Below are 15,193 nucleotides of genomic sequence, written 5' to 3' on the forward strand. Positions count from 1 at the left end.
GGTGGTTCGCTCGATGGCGCGATGACCACACGTTGATGCGTCTGCACGACCGGTTGCGGGAGCAGTGCCGTACCGCCGCCGGACGGCACGCGCATCCCAGCGCCGGAGCGATCGATTCTCAGTCGGTGCGCGCCGCGGACACCGTGCCCCGACACAGCCGCGGTTTCGACGTCGCGAAGAAGGTCAACGGCCGTAAACGCCACATCGTCGTGGACACCATGGGCCTGCTCCTGGCCGTCATGATCACCGGCGCGCACGTCAACGACCGCACCATCGCCCGTGACCTGCTCTGGCGCACCCGGCTGTTCCACCCCCGCCTACGCCTGCTCTGGGCAGACGGCGGCTACATCGGCACCCTGAGCACCTGGGCCCGCCACGCCCTCGACCTCACCGTGCACCTGGTCCACAAACTCCCCGGACAACACACCTTCGTCGTGCTGCCCCGCCGCTGGGTCGTCGAACGCACCTTCGCCTGGATCAGCAAGAAACGCCGCTGCGTCCGCGACTACGAACACCTACCCACAAGCCACGCCGCCTTCGTCACCTGGGCCATGATCCACGTCATGGTCACCCGCCTGGCCCGACACACGAAACCGGCCCAGGCAACCCACACCTGAGCCGGAATCTCAAACACTCACTAAGAGATACGAAGGCCGGCACCCCGAACCAACGGGGTGCCGGCCTTCACGCCTGTCCGGACCCGTCCGGGTGAACCCGGCGCGGTAGCCGGGGTGGGCGCGGCAGCGGCGGGGGTTGGATGCGGGACATGGACGAGGTGGACGTCGCGGCACTGCGGCAGGCGTACGACGAACTGTTCGCGGAGATCGACGCGGGCGGGTTCGGGCCGCCGCCGGAGGGGCAACTCAGCGCCGAGCAGATCGTCGCGCACCTCGCCGCCAACGACGAGCTGATGAGCGAGGCGACCGAGGCGGTGCTGGCCGGTTCGCCGTTCGCCTACTACGACCTGGACACCATTCACCGGCCGCAGCTGGACGCGCTGGTGTCCGAGTGCGGCGGGCTGGACGGCCTGGCGGTGCTGTTCCGGGCCACCAGCCAGAAGCTGTGCGCGCTGGCCGACCGGCTCGGCCCGGCGGCGGAGACACCTGTGGACACGGTGCTACGCGAGGGCTTCGACCTGGACGTGGACGAGTCGCTGCCCTGGGGCAGGGCGCTGGACCTGCACATCCGCGTGCACCTGCCGCTGCACCTGACCCAGCTCCGCGCCCTGCGCCGCCAGCCCCACCTCGCCTGACCGCGGGACCGCCCGCCGCCGATCCGCCCCGCCGCTGATCATGGAGTTGTGGCGGTGGACAATTCCGGCACGTCCGGCCTTCCAGGCGCCACAACTCCAAGATCGACGGGAGCGGGGCGCGGGGAACGCGGGGACGTCGCGGGGGACGCCGCGGGGGAAGGGTGGCGGAACGTGCGGCGGTAGGCGGTGGGGGCCACGCCGACCCGGGCGTGGAAGTGCTGGCGGAGCGCGGCTGTGGTGCCGAAACCCGCGTCCTGGGCGATGCGGTCGACGCTCAGGTCAGTGGTCTCCAGCAGCACCCGGGCGTGCTCGGTGCGCTGCTGGAGCAGCCACTGCGCCGGGCTGAGCCCGGTCTCGGAGCGGAAGTGCCGGGTGAACGTGCGGACGCTCATCCGCGCGTGCGCGGCCATCTCGCGCAACGCCACCGGCTCGTGCAGGCGCTGCCGGGCCCACTCGCGGGTGGCGGCGGTGCCGTGGTCGGTGCCCCGGGGCACCGGCCGTTCGATGTACTGGGCCTGCCCGCCGTCCCGCCACGGCGGCACCACGCAGCGCCGGGCCGCCCGGTTGGCCGCCGCGCTGCCGTGGTCGGTGCGGACGACGTGCAGGCACAGGTCGATGCCGGCGGCCACCCCGGCCGAGGTGAGCACGCGCCCGTCGTCGACGAAGAGCACGTCGGGGTCGAGTCGTACGCCGGGGTGCAGGCGACGGAAGCGTGGGGCGTACGCCCAGTGGGTGGTGGCCGGGCGGCCGTCGAGCAGACCGGCGGCGGCCAGCACGAACGCGCCGGTGCAGATGGACATGACGCGCGCTCCCCGGGTGTACGCGGCGCGCAGCGCGTCGGCCACCTCGGCGGCCACCGTGCCGTCGAGCAGCGGCGGACCGGCGTGGATGCCGGGGACGATCACGGTGTCGGCGGTGTCGAGGAGTTCCAGGCCGTGGTCGGGGAGCACCTGGAAGCCGGCGCTGCTGCGTACCGGCTGCCCGCCGGGGGTGCACGTGGCGACGAGGTACAGGGGGACGCCGCCGTCGGTGCGGGCGGCGCCGAAGACCTGGGCGGGGGTGCCGAGGTCGAGTGCCACCACGCCGTCGAGGGCGAGGACTGCGACCCGGTGCGGTACGGACATGGCCCGATTATTGCGCACGATGGCTTTCCGGCCACTCGTCGGCGAGGCCACCCCGGTCCGAGACTCGGCTGGTGAACCGATCCCGCCTGCACCCGGCCTGGCTCGTCGCCGCCGTCGCCTTCGTCGCGCTCGTCGGCGCGGCCGGTTTCCGGGCCACACCCGGCGTGCTACTGCACCCGCTGCACGCCGAGTTCGGCTGGCCGCTGGCGACCATCTCCGCCGCCGTCTCGGTCAACCTGCTGCTGTACGGGCTCACCGCGCCGTTCGCCGCCGCGCTGATGGACCGGTTCGGCATCCGCCGGGTGGTGGCCGGCGCGCTGGTGCTGGTGGCCGCCGGCAGTGGCCTGACCGTGGCGATGACCGAGAGCTGGCAGCTCATCCTGTGCTGGGGCGTCCTCGTCGGGCTGGGCACCGGCTCGATGGCCCTGGCGTTCGTGGCGACGGTGACCGGGCGCTGGTTCGTCAAGCGCCGGGGCCTGGTGACGGGTGTGCTCACCGCCGGTGGGGCGGCCGGGCAGCTGGTCTTCCTCCCGCTGCTGGCGGTGCTGGTGCGCGACCACGGCTGGCGCACGGCGGCACTCGTCGTGGCCGGGGCCGCGCTGGCGGTCGTACCCCTTGTGGTGTGGTTGTTGCGCGAGCACCCGGCGGATCTGGGGCGGCCCGCCTACGGCGCGACGGAGGTCGTGCCGCCGGCCCGGCCGGAGGGCGGCGCGGCGGCGCGGGCGGTCGGCGCGCTCGCCGCCGCCGCGCGGACGCGGCCGTTCTGGCTGCTCGCCGCTGGTTTCGCGATCTGCGGCGCGACCACGAACGGCCTGGTGGGTACGCACTTCGTGCCGGCCGCGCACGACCACGGCATGCCGGAGACCACAGCGGCCGGGCTGCTCGCCCTGGTCGGGCTCTTCGACATCGCCGGTTCGATCGCCTCCGGCTGGCTCACCGACCGGGTCGACGCGCGGCTGCTGCTCGGCGCCTACTACGCGTTGCGCGGGGCGTCGCTGCTGGTGCTGCCGAGCCTGTTCGCCGGGTCGGCCCGGCCGAGCATGCTGGTCTTCATCGTCTTCTACGGGCTGGACTGGGTGGCGACTGTGCCGCCCACCGTGGCGCTGTGCCGGGAGTGGTTCGGCGCGTCCGGGGCGGTGGTGTTCGGCTGGGTGTTCGCCGCGCACCAGTTCGGGGCCGCGCTCGCGGCCACCGGCGCGGGCCTGGTCCGGGATCGGCTCGGCGACTACGCGATGGCCTGGTACGTGGCGGGCGCGCTGTCGGTCGGCGCGGCCGGGCTGTCGCTGCTGCTGCGCCGCCGTCCCGCCGACGAACCGGCGTTCGCGCTCCCGGTGGTCGCGGGCCGGCGGGCCTGGAGCTATCGGGGTTGACGCCCGCGCTGCCGGTCAGCCGACCGCCCACTGCTGCTCCGGAGCGCCGCTGCAAGGCGCCTGCTCCAGCTCACGGCCGGGCTCGGTGCCCGCGTCGTCGACCTGCGCGCACTTGCCGCTGTGCACGGCGACCAGCAGCGCCACGCCGTCGCCGGCCTGCTGGAACCGCCACTGCTGGTTGGCCTGCCCGTTGCAGGACCACTGCTGCACGTCCGTGCCGTCGTCGGTCTTCGCCTCGTTGACGTCCAGGCACTTGTTGCTCGCGGCGTTGACCAGCAGGTAGGTGTCGTTCGTGACCGGCGTGACCACCCACTGCTGCTCGGGCCCGCCGGTGCAGTCGGCGAGCGCGGCCTGCGCGCCCTCGGCCTCGTCGCCGGTCACGCCGAGGCAGCGCCCGGACGGCACGCCCCGGAGCACCTTCGGCGTGGCCACCGGCGCGGCCGGGGTGGTCGGCGCCGCGCTCGGCGAGGGCGAAGACGACGGCGTGGGCTCCGCCGACGGTTCCGCGCTCGGCTCGCTCGCCGTCGCGGTCGGTACTGCCGCCGCCGGCACCACCGGCCGCTCGTCGCCACCGCCGAGCACGCCGGTGGCGAAGAAGGCCCCGAGGAGTACGCCGGTCACGCCGACGCCCAGCGCGATCCGCATCAGCGGGTCCTGCGGCAGCCGGAGACCACGGGCGCCACGGGCGCGGCGGGCCCCGTAGACGGTGCCGGACGGGTCGGAGTGCGGGTCGGCCATGGGAGCATGGTGACCCACCGGGGCCGCCGGGTGCCAGTCACCCCGGCGGCACGGTGACTCAGTCGACGACCCGGACGTCCTTCCAGAACGCCACCCGGTCGCGGACCATCTCCGCCTCCGGCTTCGGGTCGCTGTAGTACCAGACGGCGTCCGGGCTGGTCACGCCGCCGTGTTCGAGCGTGTAGTAGGAGGCGGTGCCCTTCCACGGGCAGACCGTGTGGGTGTCGGAGGGGCGGATCAGGTCCTGGCGCAGGGCCGTACGGGGGAAGTAGTGGTTGCCCTCGACCAGCACCGTGTCGTCGCTCTCGGCGACGACGAGGTCGTTCCAGACGGCTTTCGGCATGTCCTCCACGCTATGCCGCCGGCCCTCCACCGGCCACCGCTCAGCGCGTCGGCTCCTCGTCTGTCACGTCGGCCACAGTCGCGCCGAGCGTGGCCAGCGCGGTGTCCGCGTCGACGGCGACGGCGAGGCCGTGCTCGCCCGCGCCGAGCGTGATCTCCCGGCTGCGCAGCCGCTCGTCGGCGACCACCGGCCAGGCGGTGGTGGAGCCGAACGGCGTGATGGTGCCGCGCGCGTACCCGGTTGCGGCCTTCGCCGCCTCGGCGTCCGGCATCGACAGCCGGCTGACACCGAGCAGGGCGCGCAGCTTCGGCCAGGAGATCACCCGGCCGCCGGGGGTCAGCACGAACAGCAGGTCGCCCTCGCCGCGGCGGACCACGATCGTCTTGACCACGTCCGGCACCTCGACGCCGCGCGCCGCGGCCGCCTCGGCGAGGCTCGCCACCGGGCCGTGCCGGATGACCCGGTACGGCAGGCCGGTGTGGTCGAGAGCGGTCAGCGCGGGATTCGCCATGGCGGTCACGGTAACGCGCGCGCCGACTGTGAGTCGGCGAGGCCATCGTGGACGTCCCCCGAATTGTCGTACCCGCGCGTAAGGTGATCTCATGCACGCTGTCCGTGATCATGAACGGGCGGTGGACACGCTGCGGCGCTCCTACGCCGCGGTGCCCGCCGGGGAACCCGTACGGCTGGCCAAGCAGACCTCGAACCTCTTCCGGCCGCGTTCCGCTCCGCGAACGCCGGGTCTGGACGTGAGCGGCCTGACCGGGGTGCTCGCCGTCGACCCGGCGGCCCGCACCGCCGACGTGCAGGGCATGTGCACCTACGAGGATCTGGTCGACGCGACGCTGCCGCACGGCCTGATGCCGCTTGTCGTGCCGCAGTTGCGCACGATCACGCTGGGCGGCGCGGTGACCGGGCTGGGCATCGAGTCCACCTCCTTCCGCAACGGCCTGCCGCACGAGTCGGTGCTGGAGATGGACGTGCTCACCGGCTCGGGAGAGATCGTCACGACCCGGCCCCGGGGCGAGCACGCCGAGCTGCACCGGGCCTTCCCCAACTCGCTGGGCAGCCTCGGCTACGCCACCCGGCTGCGCATCGAGCTGCAACCGGTACGCCGTCACATGGCGCTGCGCAACATCCGGTTCACCCGGCTGGAGGAACTGGTCGACGCGGTCGGCGAGGTGGTGGCCAAGGGCGCCTGGGGCGGCGAGCCGGTCGACGCCATGGACGGGGTGATGTTCAGCCCCGGCGAGGCGTACCTGGTGCTCGGCACGTTCACCGACGAGGCCGAGGACGGTCCGTCCGACTACACCGGCCAGGAGATCTACTACCGCTCGTTGCGCCGGCGTACCCGGGACACGCTCACCGCGTACGACTATCTCTGGCGCTGGGACACCGACTGGTTCTGGTGTTCGGCGGCGTTCGGGGTGCAGCACCCGGTGGTGCGGCGGCTGTGGCCGCGGCGCTACCGGCGCAGCGACGTCTACCACCGGATCGTGCGGCTGGAGCACCGGCACCAGGTGGCCGCGCGCGTCGACAGGTGGCGGGGCCGCCCGGCCCGCGAACGGGTGGTGCAGGACGTGGAGGTTCCGCTGGACCGCACGCCCGAGTTCCTGCGCTGGTTCGCGGCGAACGTGGGCATGACGCCGGTGTGGCTGTGCCCGCTGCGGCTGCGCGAGCCCGCCGGCCCCGGGTCGGCGAAGGCGTGGCCGCTATATCCGCTCCGACCGGGCGAAACGTATGTGAACATCGGCTTCTGGGGAAGCGTGCCCATCGCGGCGGGCGCCGCCGACGGGGACGTCAACCGCCAGATCGAGCGCATGGTGTCGGAGGTGGGCGGTCACAAGTCGCTCTACTCCGACGCGTACTACGACCGGGGCGAGTTCGACCGGCTCTACGGCGGGGAGACCTGGCGTGCCGTGAAGGACCGCTACGACCCGGACCACCGACTCACCGGACTGTACGAGAAGGCGGTATCCCGAGCATGAGTCTGACCGACCGAACACCGGGGGCGGCGAGCGCCCCGGCCGGCCCGCCGGCGGGCGGCCGGCGTACCGGACCCACAGTCGCGGACGTGGTCCGCGCGGTCACCACCGGCGACCTGCCCGTCCGGGTGACCGGCTACGACGGCAGCGCGGTGGGCCCGGCCGACGCCGGCATCACCCTGGCGATCCACACCGAGCGCGGCTTGTCCTACCTGCTCACAGCGCCCGGCGACCTGGGCATGGCCCGGGCCTACGTCAGCGGCGACCTCGGGCTGGAGGGCGTGCACCCGGGCGACCCGTACGAGGCGCTGCGGGTCATCAAGGACGAGGTGCCGCTGCGGATCCCGGCGATGAGCGAGGCGCTCGCGCTGGTCCGCGGGCTGGGCTGGGAACGGCTGCGTCCGCCGCCGCCCCCGCCGCAGGAGGCGGCCCCGCGCTGGCGGCGGCTGATGACCGGGCTGCGTCACTCGCGTACCCGGGACAGCAGCGCGATCTCGCACCACTACGACGTGTCGAACGCCTTCTACGAGAAGGTGCTCGGGCCGTCCATGACGTACACCTGCGCGGTTTTCCGCAGCCCCGGCGACACCCTCGAAGAGGCGCAGCGGGCCAAGTACGACCTGGTCGCCGGCAAGCTGGCGCTCAAGCCGGGGATGCGGCTGCTGGACGTCGGCTGCGGCTGGGGCGGCATGGTCCGGCACGCGGCCCGCGAGTACGGCGTCAAGGCGCTCGGTGTGACGCTGTCGAAGGCTCAGGCCGAGTGGGCGCGGGCGGCGATCGAGCGGGAGGGGCTGAGCGAGCTGGCGGAGGTGCGCCACCTGGACTACCGGGACGCGCCGCACGAGCAGTTCGACGCGATCTCCTCGATCGGGCTGACCGAGCACATCGGCGTGCGCAACTACCCGGCCTACTTCGGCGCGCTGCGCTCCCGGCTCAAGCCCGGCGGGCGGCTGCTCAACCACTGCATCACCCGGGCCGACAACCGGGCGCCGCACCGCTCCGGCGCGTTCATCGACAGGTACGTCTTCCCGGACGGCGAGCTGGCCGGTCCGGGCCGTCTGATCAGCGAGATCCACGACGCCGGGTTCGAGGTGCACCACGAGGAGAACCTGCGCCAGCACTACGCGCTGACGCTCGCCGGCTGGTGCCGCAACCTGGTCGAGCACTGGGACTTCTGCGTCGGCGAGGTCGGGCCGGGCACCGCCAAGGTGTGGGGCCTCTACATGGCCGGCTCCCGGCTGGCGTTCGAGCGCAACGGCATCCAGCTGCACCACGTGCTCGCCACGCACAACGGCCCGGAAGGGGTGAGCGGGTACCCGCTGCGTCCGGACTGGACGCCCTGACCGGTCGTACCGACGAGAGGCCGCGCGGACCGCGCGGCCTTTCGTCGAAGTCATTGACAAAGAAGTTTTGTACGTACAAACTAATTTTGCCATGAGAGACGTCCTGTACCTGGAACAGCGCGAGCAGGCCGAAGCCCTGCTCAAGCCGCAGCGCATCGAGGTGCTGCGGCAACTGGCCGAACCCCGCACCTGCACCGAGGTCGCGGCCCGGCTGGAGCAGACGCCGCAGCGCGTCTACTACCACGTCAAGCAGCTCGTCGCGGCCGGGCTGGCCGAGCAGGTGGCGCAGCGCCAGGTGCGCGGCATCACCGAGGGCATCTACCAGGCCGCCGCCCGGTCGTACTGGCTCTCGCCCCGCCTGGTCGGCCGCATCGGCGGCGCCCGCCGCGCCCGCGACGAGCTGAGCCTGGGCTACCTGCTCGACCTCATGGAAGAGGTCCAGGCCGACATCGCCGCGCTCGACCGCGCCGCCCCCGAACTGCCGTCCATCGGCGTCTCCGGCGAGATCCGGGTGCCCGCCGAGCGACGGCAGGAGTTCCTGCACGACCTGCAGACGACGCTGCAGGACCTGTTCACGCGCTACGGCGGCGCCGAGGGCGACGCCTTCAAACTCGCCGTGGCCTGCTACCCGAAAGGCGACAAGCATGAGTGAGCCGATGACCATCCGCGCCCGCCTCGCCGCACCCGTGGCCACCGTCCGCCGGGCCCTGACCGACCCCGCCGAGCTGCGCGTCTGGCTGGCCGAGCACGCCGAGGTCGAGCTGCCCCGGCGGTACGAGTTCTGGGGCCGCTACACGCCCGAGGGCGACGCGCCACACCAGCGGCTGCTGCACGTCGACGACCGGACGCTGCGCTTCGCGTGGACGCTCGACGGGGTGGAGACCACCACCGAGTTCGAACTGGAGCCCGACGGCGACGGCACGATACTCACGCTGCGGCAGAGCCACTTCGACTACGCGGAGGCGATGAGCGGCAGCAGCATCCGGGGCGTGCTCCAGACGTACTGGTACCTGGCGATCGCCCACCTCAACGACCACCTGGACGGCCGGCCGCTGCTGCCGCGTACCGACTTCACCTCCGCCGACCTGCGCGGCGAGGTGGTCATCGACGCCCCGATGGACAAGGTGTGGACGTCGCTCACCGACTCGGAGCAGGTCACCGCCTGGTTCGGCTACCCGATCGGCGTGGAGCCCTGGGAGGGCGGCCGGTACGCGATGGGCGGCCTCGACGCCGGTGAGGCCGCAAAGGTGTTCGACGTGACGCCGGGGCGGGCGCTGTCCATCGACTGGGGGCCCGTCGGCGTGACGTCCTGGGAACTGGCGGAGTCCGACGGCCGGACGAAGCTGACGTTCGTGCAGTCCGGCTTCGACGAGGGCAACCCGCCGTACGCGGCGTGGAGCGGCAACGTGGCCGGGTGGGCCGAGCTGCGGCGCTTCCACGAGGTGCCCAACTGGAAGCCGATCTGGCTGTAAGGAAGGGCCCCCTCTTAACGCCTCCGGTAGAGGAGGGGGCCCCTTTTAACACGGCGCCCGGGTGGGTAATGCCGGGCGATGTTCTTCATCTTCGGGCTGCGGACCAAGGTCGTCCGGTCCGGCGTCGTCACCGAGGTCTGCCGCAACTGCGGCAACCATGCCGCCCAGGTGATCACTCGCCGGGTCACCAAGTTCAGCCTCTTCTTCGTCCCGCTGATCCCGCTGCGCACCCGGTACGCGCAGCAGTGCACGTTCTGCGGCGCCGAGTACGACATCTCCCGCGCCGAGGCCGAGCGCCTCCCGGTCGGCTGACCGTGACCCGCTTCCTCTACTGGCTGATCGGCCGGCAGCCGGCCGCTCCGGCCGCCCCGCCGGTGCACACCGCCGCCCGTCCACCCTGCACGCCCGGGCGCCGGCACCACCGCCGGCGTCGCCGGGTCGCGGGCGCGCAGTCGCCCCGCTCGCCCTGGAACCGTTCCGCCGACCGCTGACGCACCGTGTTAATAAGGGGCCCTTCCTCTACCGGAGGCGTTAACAGGGGGCCCTTCCTTACACTTCATCGGGTGGAAGATCGGCTGGCACGGATCAGGGGTGGTGGGCCGCCCCGGCGGCACAACGCCCGTACCATCGCCGCGCTGACCGGCAACCCCGGCTGCACCCGCCGCGCCGTGCTGGACAGCGCGGGCGCGGACAAGCCGGCGCTGGCCGAACGACTCGGCTTCCCGGCCCGCTTCGGTCAGTCCCGCTTCGCGATCACCCGCGGCAACGCGTTCGAGGCGCAGGTGAAGGCCGACGGCGGGAAGGAACTGCTGCGCCTGGTCGCGGAGCGGCTCGGCGTACCCGTCCCGGAATGCGCGACCTGGACCGACCTCGGCGCCGACGACGACCGGCCGGAACGGTCCCGGGCGGCGCTCACCGCGAGCGGCGACGGCCCGGCGCTGTTCGACCACCCGCTGCTCGGCCTGGACGTGGCGGGTACCCGGGTGCACCTGGAACCGGATCTGGTCGCCGCCCGGCTGGCGGGCCGGTTCCACGTCGTGGAGATCAAGTCGTTCCCGGTGATCGACGGGCAGGCCGACCCGGGCAAGGTCGCCGCCGCCGCGATCCAGTCCGCTGTCTACGTGCTGGCGTTGCGCGAGCTGCTCGCCGCCGAGGGACACGACCCGGAGCTGGTGTCGCACGAGGTGGTGCTGGTCTGCCCGCGCGACTTCGCCAACCAGCCGGTGGCCAGCCTGCTCGACGTGCGCCGCCAGCTGCTGGTGCTGCGCCGCCAGCTGGCCCGGATGGCCCGGGTCGAGGACCTGCTCGCCGCCGTACCGGCCGGGTTCACGGTCGACCCGGCGGCCGATCCGGCGACGCTCGCCGCCGCGCTGCACGAGGTGCCGGCCCGCTACGCGCCTGATTGCCTGGCCGCCTGCGAGCTGGCGTACTTCTGCCGGCACGAGGCGCGCGGGCAGACCGGCGCGCTGGGCCGGCCGGTCCGCGAGGCGCTGGGCGGCGTCGAGGAGGTGGCGGACGTGCTGGCGCTCGCCGAGGGTTCGGCCGCGCCCGAGCCGGGGCAGGCGGAGGCCGCCGCGCTGCTGCGGGCCGCCGCGCGCCTGCGCGCCGACGCCCTCGCCGGGCAGACCGCATGAGTACGCTGCGCGCGCTCGCCCGGGCGCAGGCGGTCGCCTCCGGGCGGGCCCAGCCGGTGGCCACCGTCCGGCACCTGCACCTGTCGGAGCGGCCCCTGGTGCTGGTGCCGCTCGCGCTCGCCGGTGAGGCGAACGCCCCGCTCGCCGCGATGGTCGGCGCCGCGCCCGACGACGCCCGGCTGCTGGTGGTGCCGCAGCCGCGCAACCGGGACCAGCGGTTCGCGTTCGCCGCCGAGCTGGCCGCGATCGTGCTGCCGTACCTGGACGAGTTCCGTGACCTGACCGAGGCGGTGCCGGTGGACCGGGGCCGCGACGTCCGCCACCGGTACGTCGACGCGCCGCAACTGCTGGTGCCGAACCCGGCCGGGATCACGTTCCTGCGGCTGTTCGGGCGCTCGACCCGGTTCCGCCGTACCGACGGCGACTATCCGGTGCACCAGTCGGTGCCGCTGCTGGGTCGCTGGCTGACGTTCTTCGCCGAGCGTGCCGAGCAGCCCGGCTCGTCGGCGCTGCTGGCGTTGACCGAGGCGCTGACGTTGCACTGGGCGACCGGGCAGAGCGTGGTGGAGGACCTGCATCTGCCGGCGGTGCTGGGCTGGCTGGACCCGCCGGCCGGGCTGACCGGGGCCGAGGCGGCGGCCCGCGCCGAGGACCCGGCACACTGCCCGCCGGCCGGGCCGGCCACCGACCCGGACTTCGACAACCGTCGGCTCGCCCCGGCGATCGAGGCGTACACCCGGGCCGGGGACGACCCGGCGGCCCGCGCGGCCGCGTACGACGAGCTCGCCGGCCTGCTGCGCGACCAGCTCGCGCCCACCTGGGAGCTGATGTGGCGCGGCGTCGGCCTGCTGCGGACGCTGCCGGCCGGTGCTCGGGTGGCCGGCCGGTGGGCCGGTGACCGGGACGCGTTCACCGCGCACGCCGAGCACGTCGACGCCGGGGGCGGCCCGCAGCCGCGGCGCGACGGCGCGGTGGCGGCGGCGCTGCGGTTGCAGCGGCTGGAACGGGCGTCGACCGCGTGGGCGGTGCAGCGCGCCTACGACGATCCGCTGGTGATGGCCGAGCACCGGCTGTCCGGTGAGGCGTTCGTCGGTGAGGTGACGCTCGCCGACCCGGCGCGGGTGGACGACTCCGGCAAACGGCCGGTGCTGCGCCCGCGCATCCAGGTGGTCACCACCGAGCCGGTGCCGATGCCGGTGGGCGCGAGGCTGTACTCGCCGCAGCGCCCGGCGCAGAAGGCGACTGTGGTGTTCGTGACGCCCGGCGCGGACGGCAAGACCGAGGTGGTGCTGGAGCTGTCCGGCGGGATGGGCCGGGGGCTGACCGCGCCGCCCGGCAGCGTTCCGGAGGTGGGCGAGCGGATCTGCCTGACCAGCCTCTCCGACGGTTTCCTGCCGGGTGGGGCGTTCCCCGCGCCGGAGGAGACGCCGTGGACGCACGGCGGCCCGCCCGGCACGGCCGCCGCAACGCCGGACCCGGCCCCGGCGGAGGACTGGTCCTGACCGTCACGGTCCGCTGACCGACAGCCGTCGACTCTGGCGGCGGCCCCCGGCGCTGACTAGGCTTGCGCCGTCCGTCGTCCTGCCCTCGGCGTCGAGGGTGCACGTCTGGAAGAGAGCCGGAGCGCATCGTTGTACCCCAGCTCGACGTGAGCCTCGCCGCCGCTGCGCCGGCCCGTCATCCGCTCGCCGGCCGTGTCGGACTTGTCGCGGCCGCCGTCGTCGTACTCGGGGAGACGGCCTGGCTGGTCGCCCGGCTGCCCGGCGCGGCGCTGGTCAGCGACCTCGGCGCGGTGGCGGTGTCGAGCCTCGCGGCGGTGCTCTGCGTCGGCGCGGCGCGGCGCCACCCGGTCGCGCTACGCCGGTTCTGGGAGCTGCTCGCGGTCACCATGGTCCTCGCCGCGCTCGGCCGTACGGTGTGGACGGTCGAACGTCTCGGCGGGCTCGGGCTGCCGCACACGCCGCTGGTCGCCGGACTGTTCGCCGGCGGCATCGTCACCGGCACCGCCGCCCTGCTCAGTTTCCGCGCCGGCCCGCGCAGCCTGATCGGCCGGGCCCGCACCCTGCTCGACGGGGTCATCGTCGGGCTGGCCCTCCTCCCGATCGGCTGGGTGGTGGTGTTCCAGGAGATCACCGAGGCCGGCCTGGCCGATCCGATGCGTACGTTCGGCCTGCTCTACCCGATGTTCGACCTGATGCAGCTCACCATCCTGGTGGCGGTCGCCGGCCCGGGCCGGCCGATGTGGCGGGCGCTCACCGTGATCGGGGCGGGCCTGGCGATCCGGGCCGGCGCGGACGCCGTCTACGTCTCCCTGGTCGCGCACGGCAACTACACGCCCGGTCACCCGGTCGACATCTGCTGGCCGCTGAGCTACCTGCTGGTCGGCCTGGCCACCCGCTATCCGCCGCCGGTCGACGAGGACGGCGACGACGACGTGGTCGAGTCACCGCTGCCGCCGTGGTGGCGGGTGGCGCTGCCGTACCTGCCGGTGGGCGGCGCGATCGTCGCGGTCATGCTGTCGCGGCGGCCCAGCGGGCAGACCCCGCACGTGGTCTTCGTCGGCATGATGGCCCTGCTCGGCGTACTGGCGCTGCGTCAGGGGCTGGCCGCGAACGAGAACCTGCGGCTGGTCGGCCGGCTGCGCCGGCTCGCGTACTCCGACCAGCTCACCGGCCTGCCGAACCGGCTGACGTTCGTCCGGCGGCTGCGGCGGGCGTTGCGCACCGGCGGGCCGGTCGCCGTGGTGCTGCTCGACCTGGACGGCTTCAAGCAGGTGAACGACAGGTTCGGGCACGCCGCCGGGGACCGGCTGCTCACCGCCACGGCGGAGCGCATGCGGGACGCGGTCGGCCCGGACGGGATGATCGCGCGGCTGGGCGGCGACGAGTTCGCGGTGCTGGTCGCCGGGGACCGCGCGGTGCCGCCCGAGCGGCTCGCGATCCGGCTGCTGGCCGCGCTGGAGCCGCTGCCCGGCGAGGAGGACCTGGGAGTGCACCCGTCGGCGAGCATCGGCATCGCCGAGTACGGGCCGCAGCACGCCTCGCACACCGACCTGCTCCGCGACGCCGACATCGCCATGTACGCGGCGAAGGCGGCCGGCAAGGCCGCGTACCGCACGTGCACGCCGCAACTGCGCGAGTCGGCGGTCAGCCGCGCCGAGCTGATCGCCGACCTGCGCCGGGCGGTGGACGAGGGCCAGTTGCTGATGGAGTTCCAGCCGATCGTCGACCTCGACACCGGCGCGGTACGCAGCGCCGAGGCGCTGGTGCGCTGGCGGCATCCCCGCCTCGGCGTGCTCACCCCGGCCCGGTTCCTGCCGCTGGCGGAGGAGACCGGGCTGATCGTGGCGATCGACAGGTGGGTCATCCACGAGGCGTGCCGGGCCGCCGCGACCTGGCGCGCGCACGCGCCGGAGGTGACGGTCGCGGTCAACATCGCCGCCGCCCACCTGTGCCGGCCCGACCTGATCGCCACCGTCACCGGCGCGGTCGCCGCGGCCGGCCTGCCGCCCCGCGCGCTCACCCTGGAACTCACCGAGTCCGCGCTGATCGAGGGCAGCGAGGCGGTGCTGGACCGGCTGTCCCAGCTGCGTGACCTCGGCATCCGCATCGCCATCGACGACTTCGGCACCGGGTACTCCTCGTTGAGCTATCTGCACCGCATCCCGGCCACCGAGCTGAAGATCGACAGGTCGTTCGTGTCCCGGCTGGACGCCGGGGACAGCCGCGCGTACGCCACAGTCGAGATGGTGAACCGGCTGGCCGGCGCGTTCGACCTGGCCGTGGTGGCCGAGGGGGTGGAGACGGTCGCGCAGCACGCGGCGGTCACCGCGATCGGCTGCCGGCAGGGCCAGGGCTGGCGGTACGGCCGCCCGGCCGCCCTGACCGACCTGCTTCCCGCGTTGTCCGGGGCGGGCGCGGACCGCTGACCGG

The 15,193-nt window shown here is 73.8% G+C and carries 16 protein-coding genes; 12 read left to right on the forward strand and 4 right to left on the reverse strand.

The window, feature by feature from the left end; genetic code table 11:
• Positions 1-617 (forward strand): IS5 family transposase (locus tag A4R25_RS12920; RefSeq protein WP_157539055.1); only part of this gene is annotated, 617 nt, incomplete at its 5' end.
• A gap of 158 nt (positions 618-775) precedes the next feature.
• Complete coding sequence (locus tag A4R25_RS12925) at positions 776-1,252, forward strand: hypothetical protein (RefSeq protein WP_064447233.1); 477 nt, start codon at positions 776-778, stop codon at positions 1,250-1,252.
• Positions 1,253-1,290: 38 nt separating this feature from the next.
• Here A4R25_RS12925 and A4R25_RS12930 read toward each other — a convergent pair whose 3' ends face one another.
• Positions 1,291-2,376 (reverse strand): GlxA family transcriptional regulator, encoded by a 1,086-nt coding sequence (locus tag A4R25_RS12930; protein WP_197494902.1) that lies wholly within the window; start codon positions 2,374-2,376, stop codon positions 1,291-1,293.
• A gap of 71 nt (positions 2,377-2,447) precedes the next feature.
• On the opposite strand from A4R25_RS12930, the gene A4R25_RS12935 reads away from it, so the two are divergent.
• On the forward strand, positions 2,448-3,746 hold the full coding sequence (locus A4R25_RS12935; RefSeq protein ID WP_064446869.1) for an MFS transporter: 1,299 nt from the start codon (positions 2,448-2,450) through the stop codon (positions 3,744-3,746).
• Between the two features lie 15 nt (positions 3,747-3,761).
• Here the strand turns inward: A4R25_RS12935 and A4R25_RS12940 are convergent, their stop codons facing one another.
• Genes A4R25_RS12940 through A4R25_RS12950 form a run of 3 tightly spaced genes read right to left on the reverse strand, consistent with a single transcriptional unit; the run spans position 3,762 to position 5,338 of the window.
• A complete protein-coding gene (locus tag A4R25_RS12940) occupies positions 3,762-4,484 on the reverse strand; it encodes an RICIN domain-containing protein (protein WP_064446870.1) in 723 nt (240 codons plus the stop codon).
• A gap of 58 nt (positions 4,485-4,542) precedes the next feature.
• Entirely contained in the window at positions 4,543-4,827 is a 285-nt protein-coding gene (locus A4R25_RS12945) for a DUF427 domain-containing protein (RefSeq protein WP_064447234.1), read from the reverse strand.
• Between the two features lie 40 nt (positions 4,828-4,867).
• Positions 4,868-5,338 (reverse strand): aminoacyl-tRNA deacylase, encoded by a 471-nt coding sequence (locus A4R25_RS12950; RefSeq protein WP_064447235.1) that lies wholly within the window; start codon positions 5,336-5,338, stop codon positions 4,868-4,870.
• Positions 5,339-5,429: 91 nt separating this feature from the next.
• Here A4R25_RS12950 and A4R25_RS12955 point away from each other — a divergent pair, with 91 nt between their 5' ends.
• The 9 genes from A4R25_RS12955 (at position 5,430) to A4R25_RS12990 (ending at position 15,189) form a co-directional block, all read left to right on the forward strand.
• Positions 5,430-6,815: an FAD-binding oxidoreductase gene (locus tag A4R25_RS12955; RefSeq protein ID WP_064446871.1), complete on the forward strand. Its 1,386-nt coding sequence runs from the start codon at positions 5,430-5,432 to the stop codon at positions 6,813-6,815.
• Positions 6,812-8,155, forward strand: coding sequence for a class I SAM-dependent methyltransferase (locus A4R25_RS12960; protein WP_064446872.1), 1,344 nt, complete (start codon positions 6,812-6,814; stop codon positions 8,153-8,155). The genes A4R25_RS12955 and A4R25_RS12960 overlap by 4 nt, the downstream gene beginning before the upstream one ends.
• A 91-nt stretch (positions 8,156-8,246) precedes the next feature.
• On the forward strand, positions 8,247-8,807 hold the full coding sequence (locus tag A4R25_RS12965; RefSeq protein ID WP_064446873.1) for a helix-turn-helix domain-containing protein: 561 nt from the start codon (positions 8,247-8,249) through the stop codon (positions 8,805-8,807).
• Complete coding sequence (locus A4R25_RS12970; protein WP_043326334.1) at positions 8,800-9,627, forward strand: SRPBCC domain-containing protein; 828 nt, start codon at positions 8,800-8,802, stop codon at positions 9,625-9,627. The genes A4R25_RS12965 and A4R25_RS12970 overlap by 8 nt, the downstream gene beginning before the upstream one ends.
• Before the next feature lie 78 nt (positions 9,628-9,705).
• On the forward strand, positions 9,706-9,939 hold the full coding sequence (locus A4R25_RS12975; RefSeq protein ID WP_064446874.1) for a zinc-ribbon domain-containing protein: 234 nt from the start codon (positions 9,706-9,708) through the stop codon (positions 9,937-9,939).
• A 2-nt stretch (positions 9,940-9,941) separates the two neighbouring features.
• Positions 9,942-10,118, forward strand: coding sequence for a hypothetical protein (locus A4R25_RS31110; protein WP_157539057.1), 177 nt, complete (start codon positions 9,942-9,944; stop codon positions 10,116-10,118).
• 72 nt (positions 10,119-10,190) lie between these two features.
• Positions 10,191-11,261, forward strand: coding sequence for a hypothetical protein (locus A4R25_RS12980; RefSeq protein ID WP_064446875.1), 1,071 nt, complete (start codon positions 10,191-10,193; stop codon positions 11,259-11,261).
• Positions 11,258-12,763, forward strand: coding sequence for a hypothetical protein (locus A4R25_RS12985; protein ID WP_043326328.1), 1,506 nt, complete (start codon positions 11,258-11,260; stop codon positions 12,761-12,763). The genes A4R25_RS12980 and A4R25_RS12985 overlap by 4 nt, the downstream gene beginning before the upstream one ends.
• 146 nt (positions 12,764-12,909) lie before the next feature.
• A complete protein-coding gene (locus tag A4R25_RS12990) occupies positions 12,910-15,189 on the forward strand; it encodes a bifunctional diguanylate cyclase/phosphodiesterase (protein WP_181373807.1) in 2,280 nt (759 codons plus the stop codon).
• Positions 15,190-15,193 lie beyond the last annotated feature (4 nt).

The organism is Micromonospora sp. NBRC 110037, assembly GCF_001652995.1.
GTDB classification, from domain to species: domain Bacteria; phylum Actinomycetota; class Actinomycetes; order Mycobacteriales; family Micromonosporaceae; genus Micromonospora; species Micromonospora chalcea.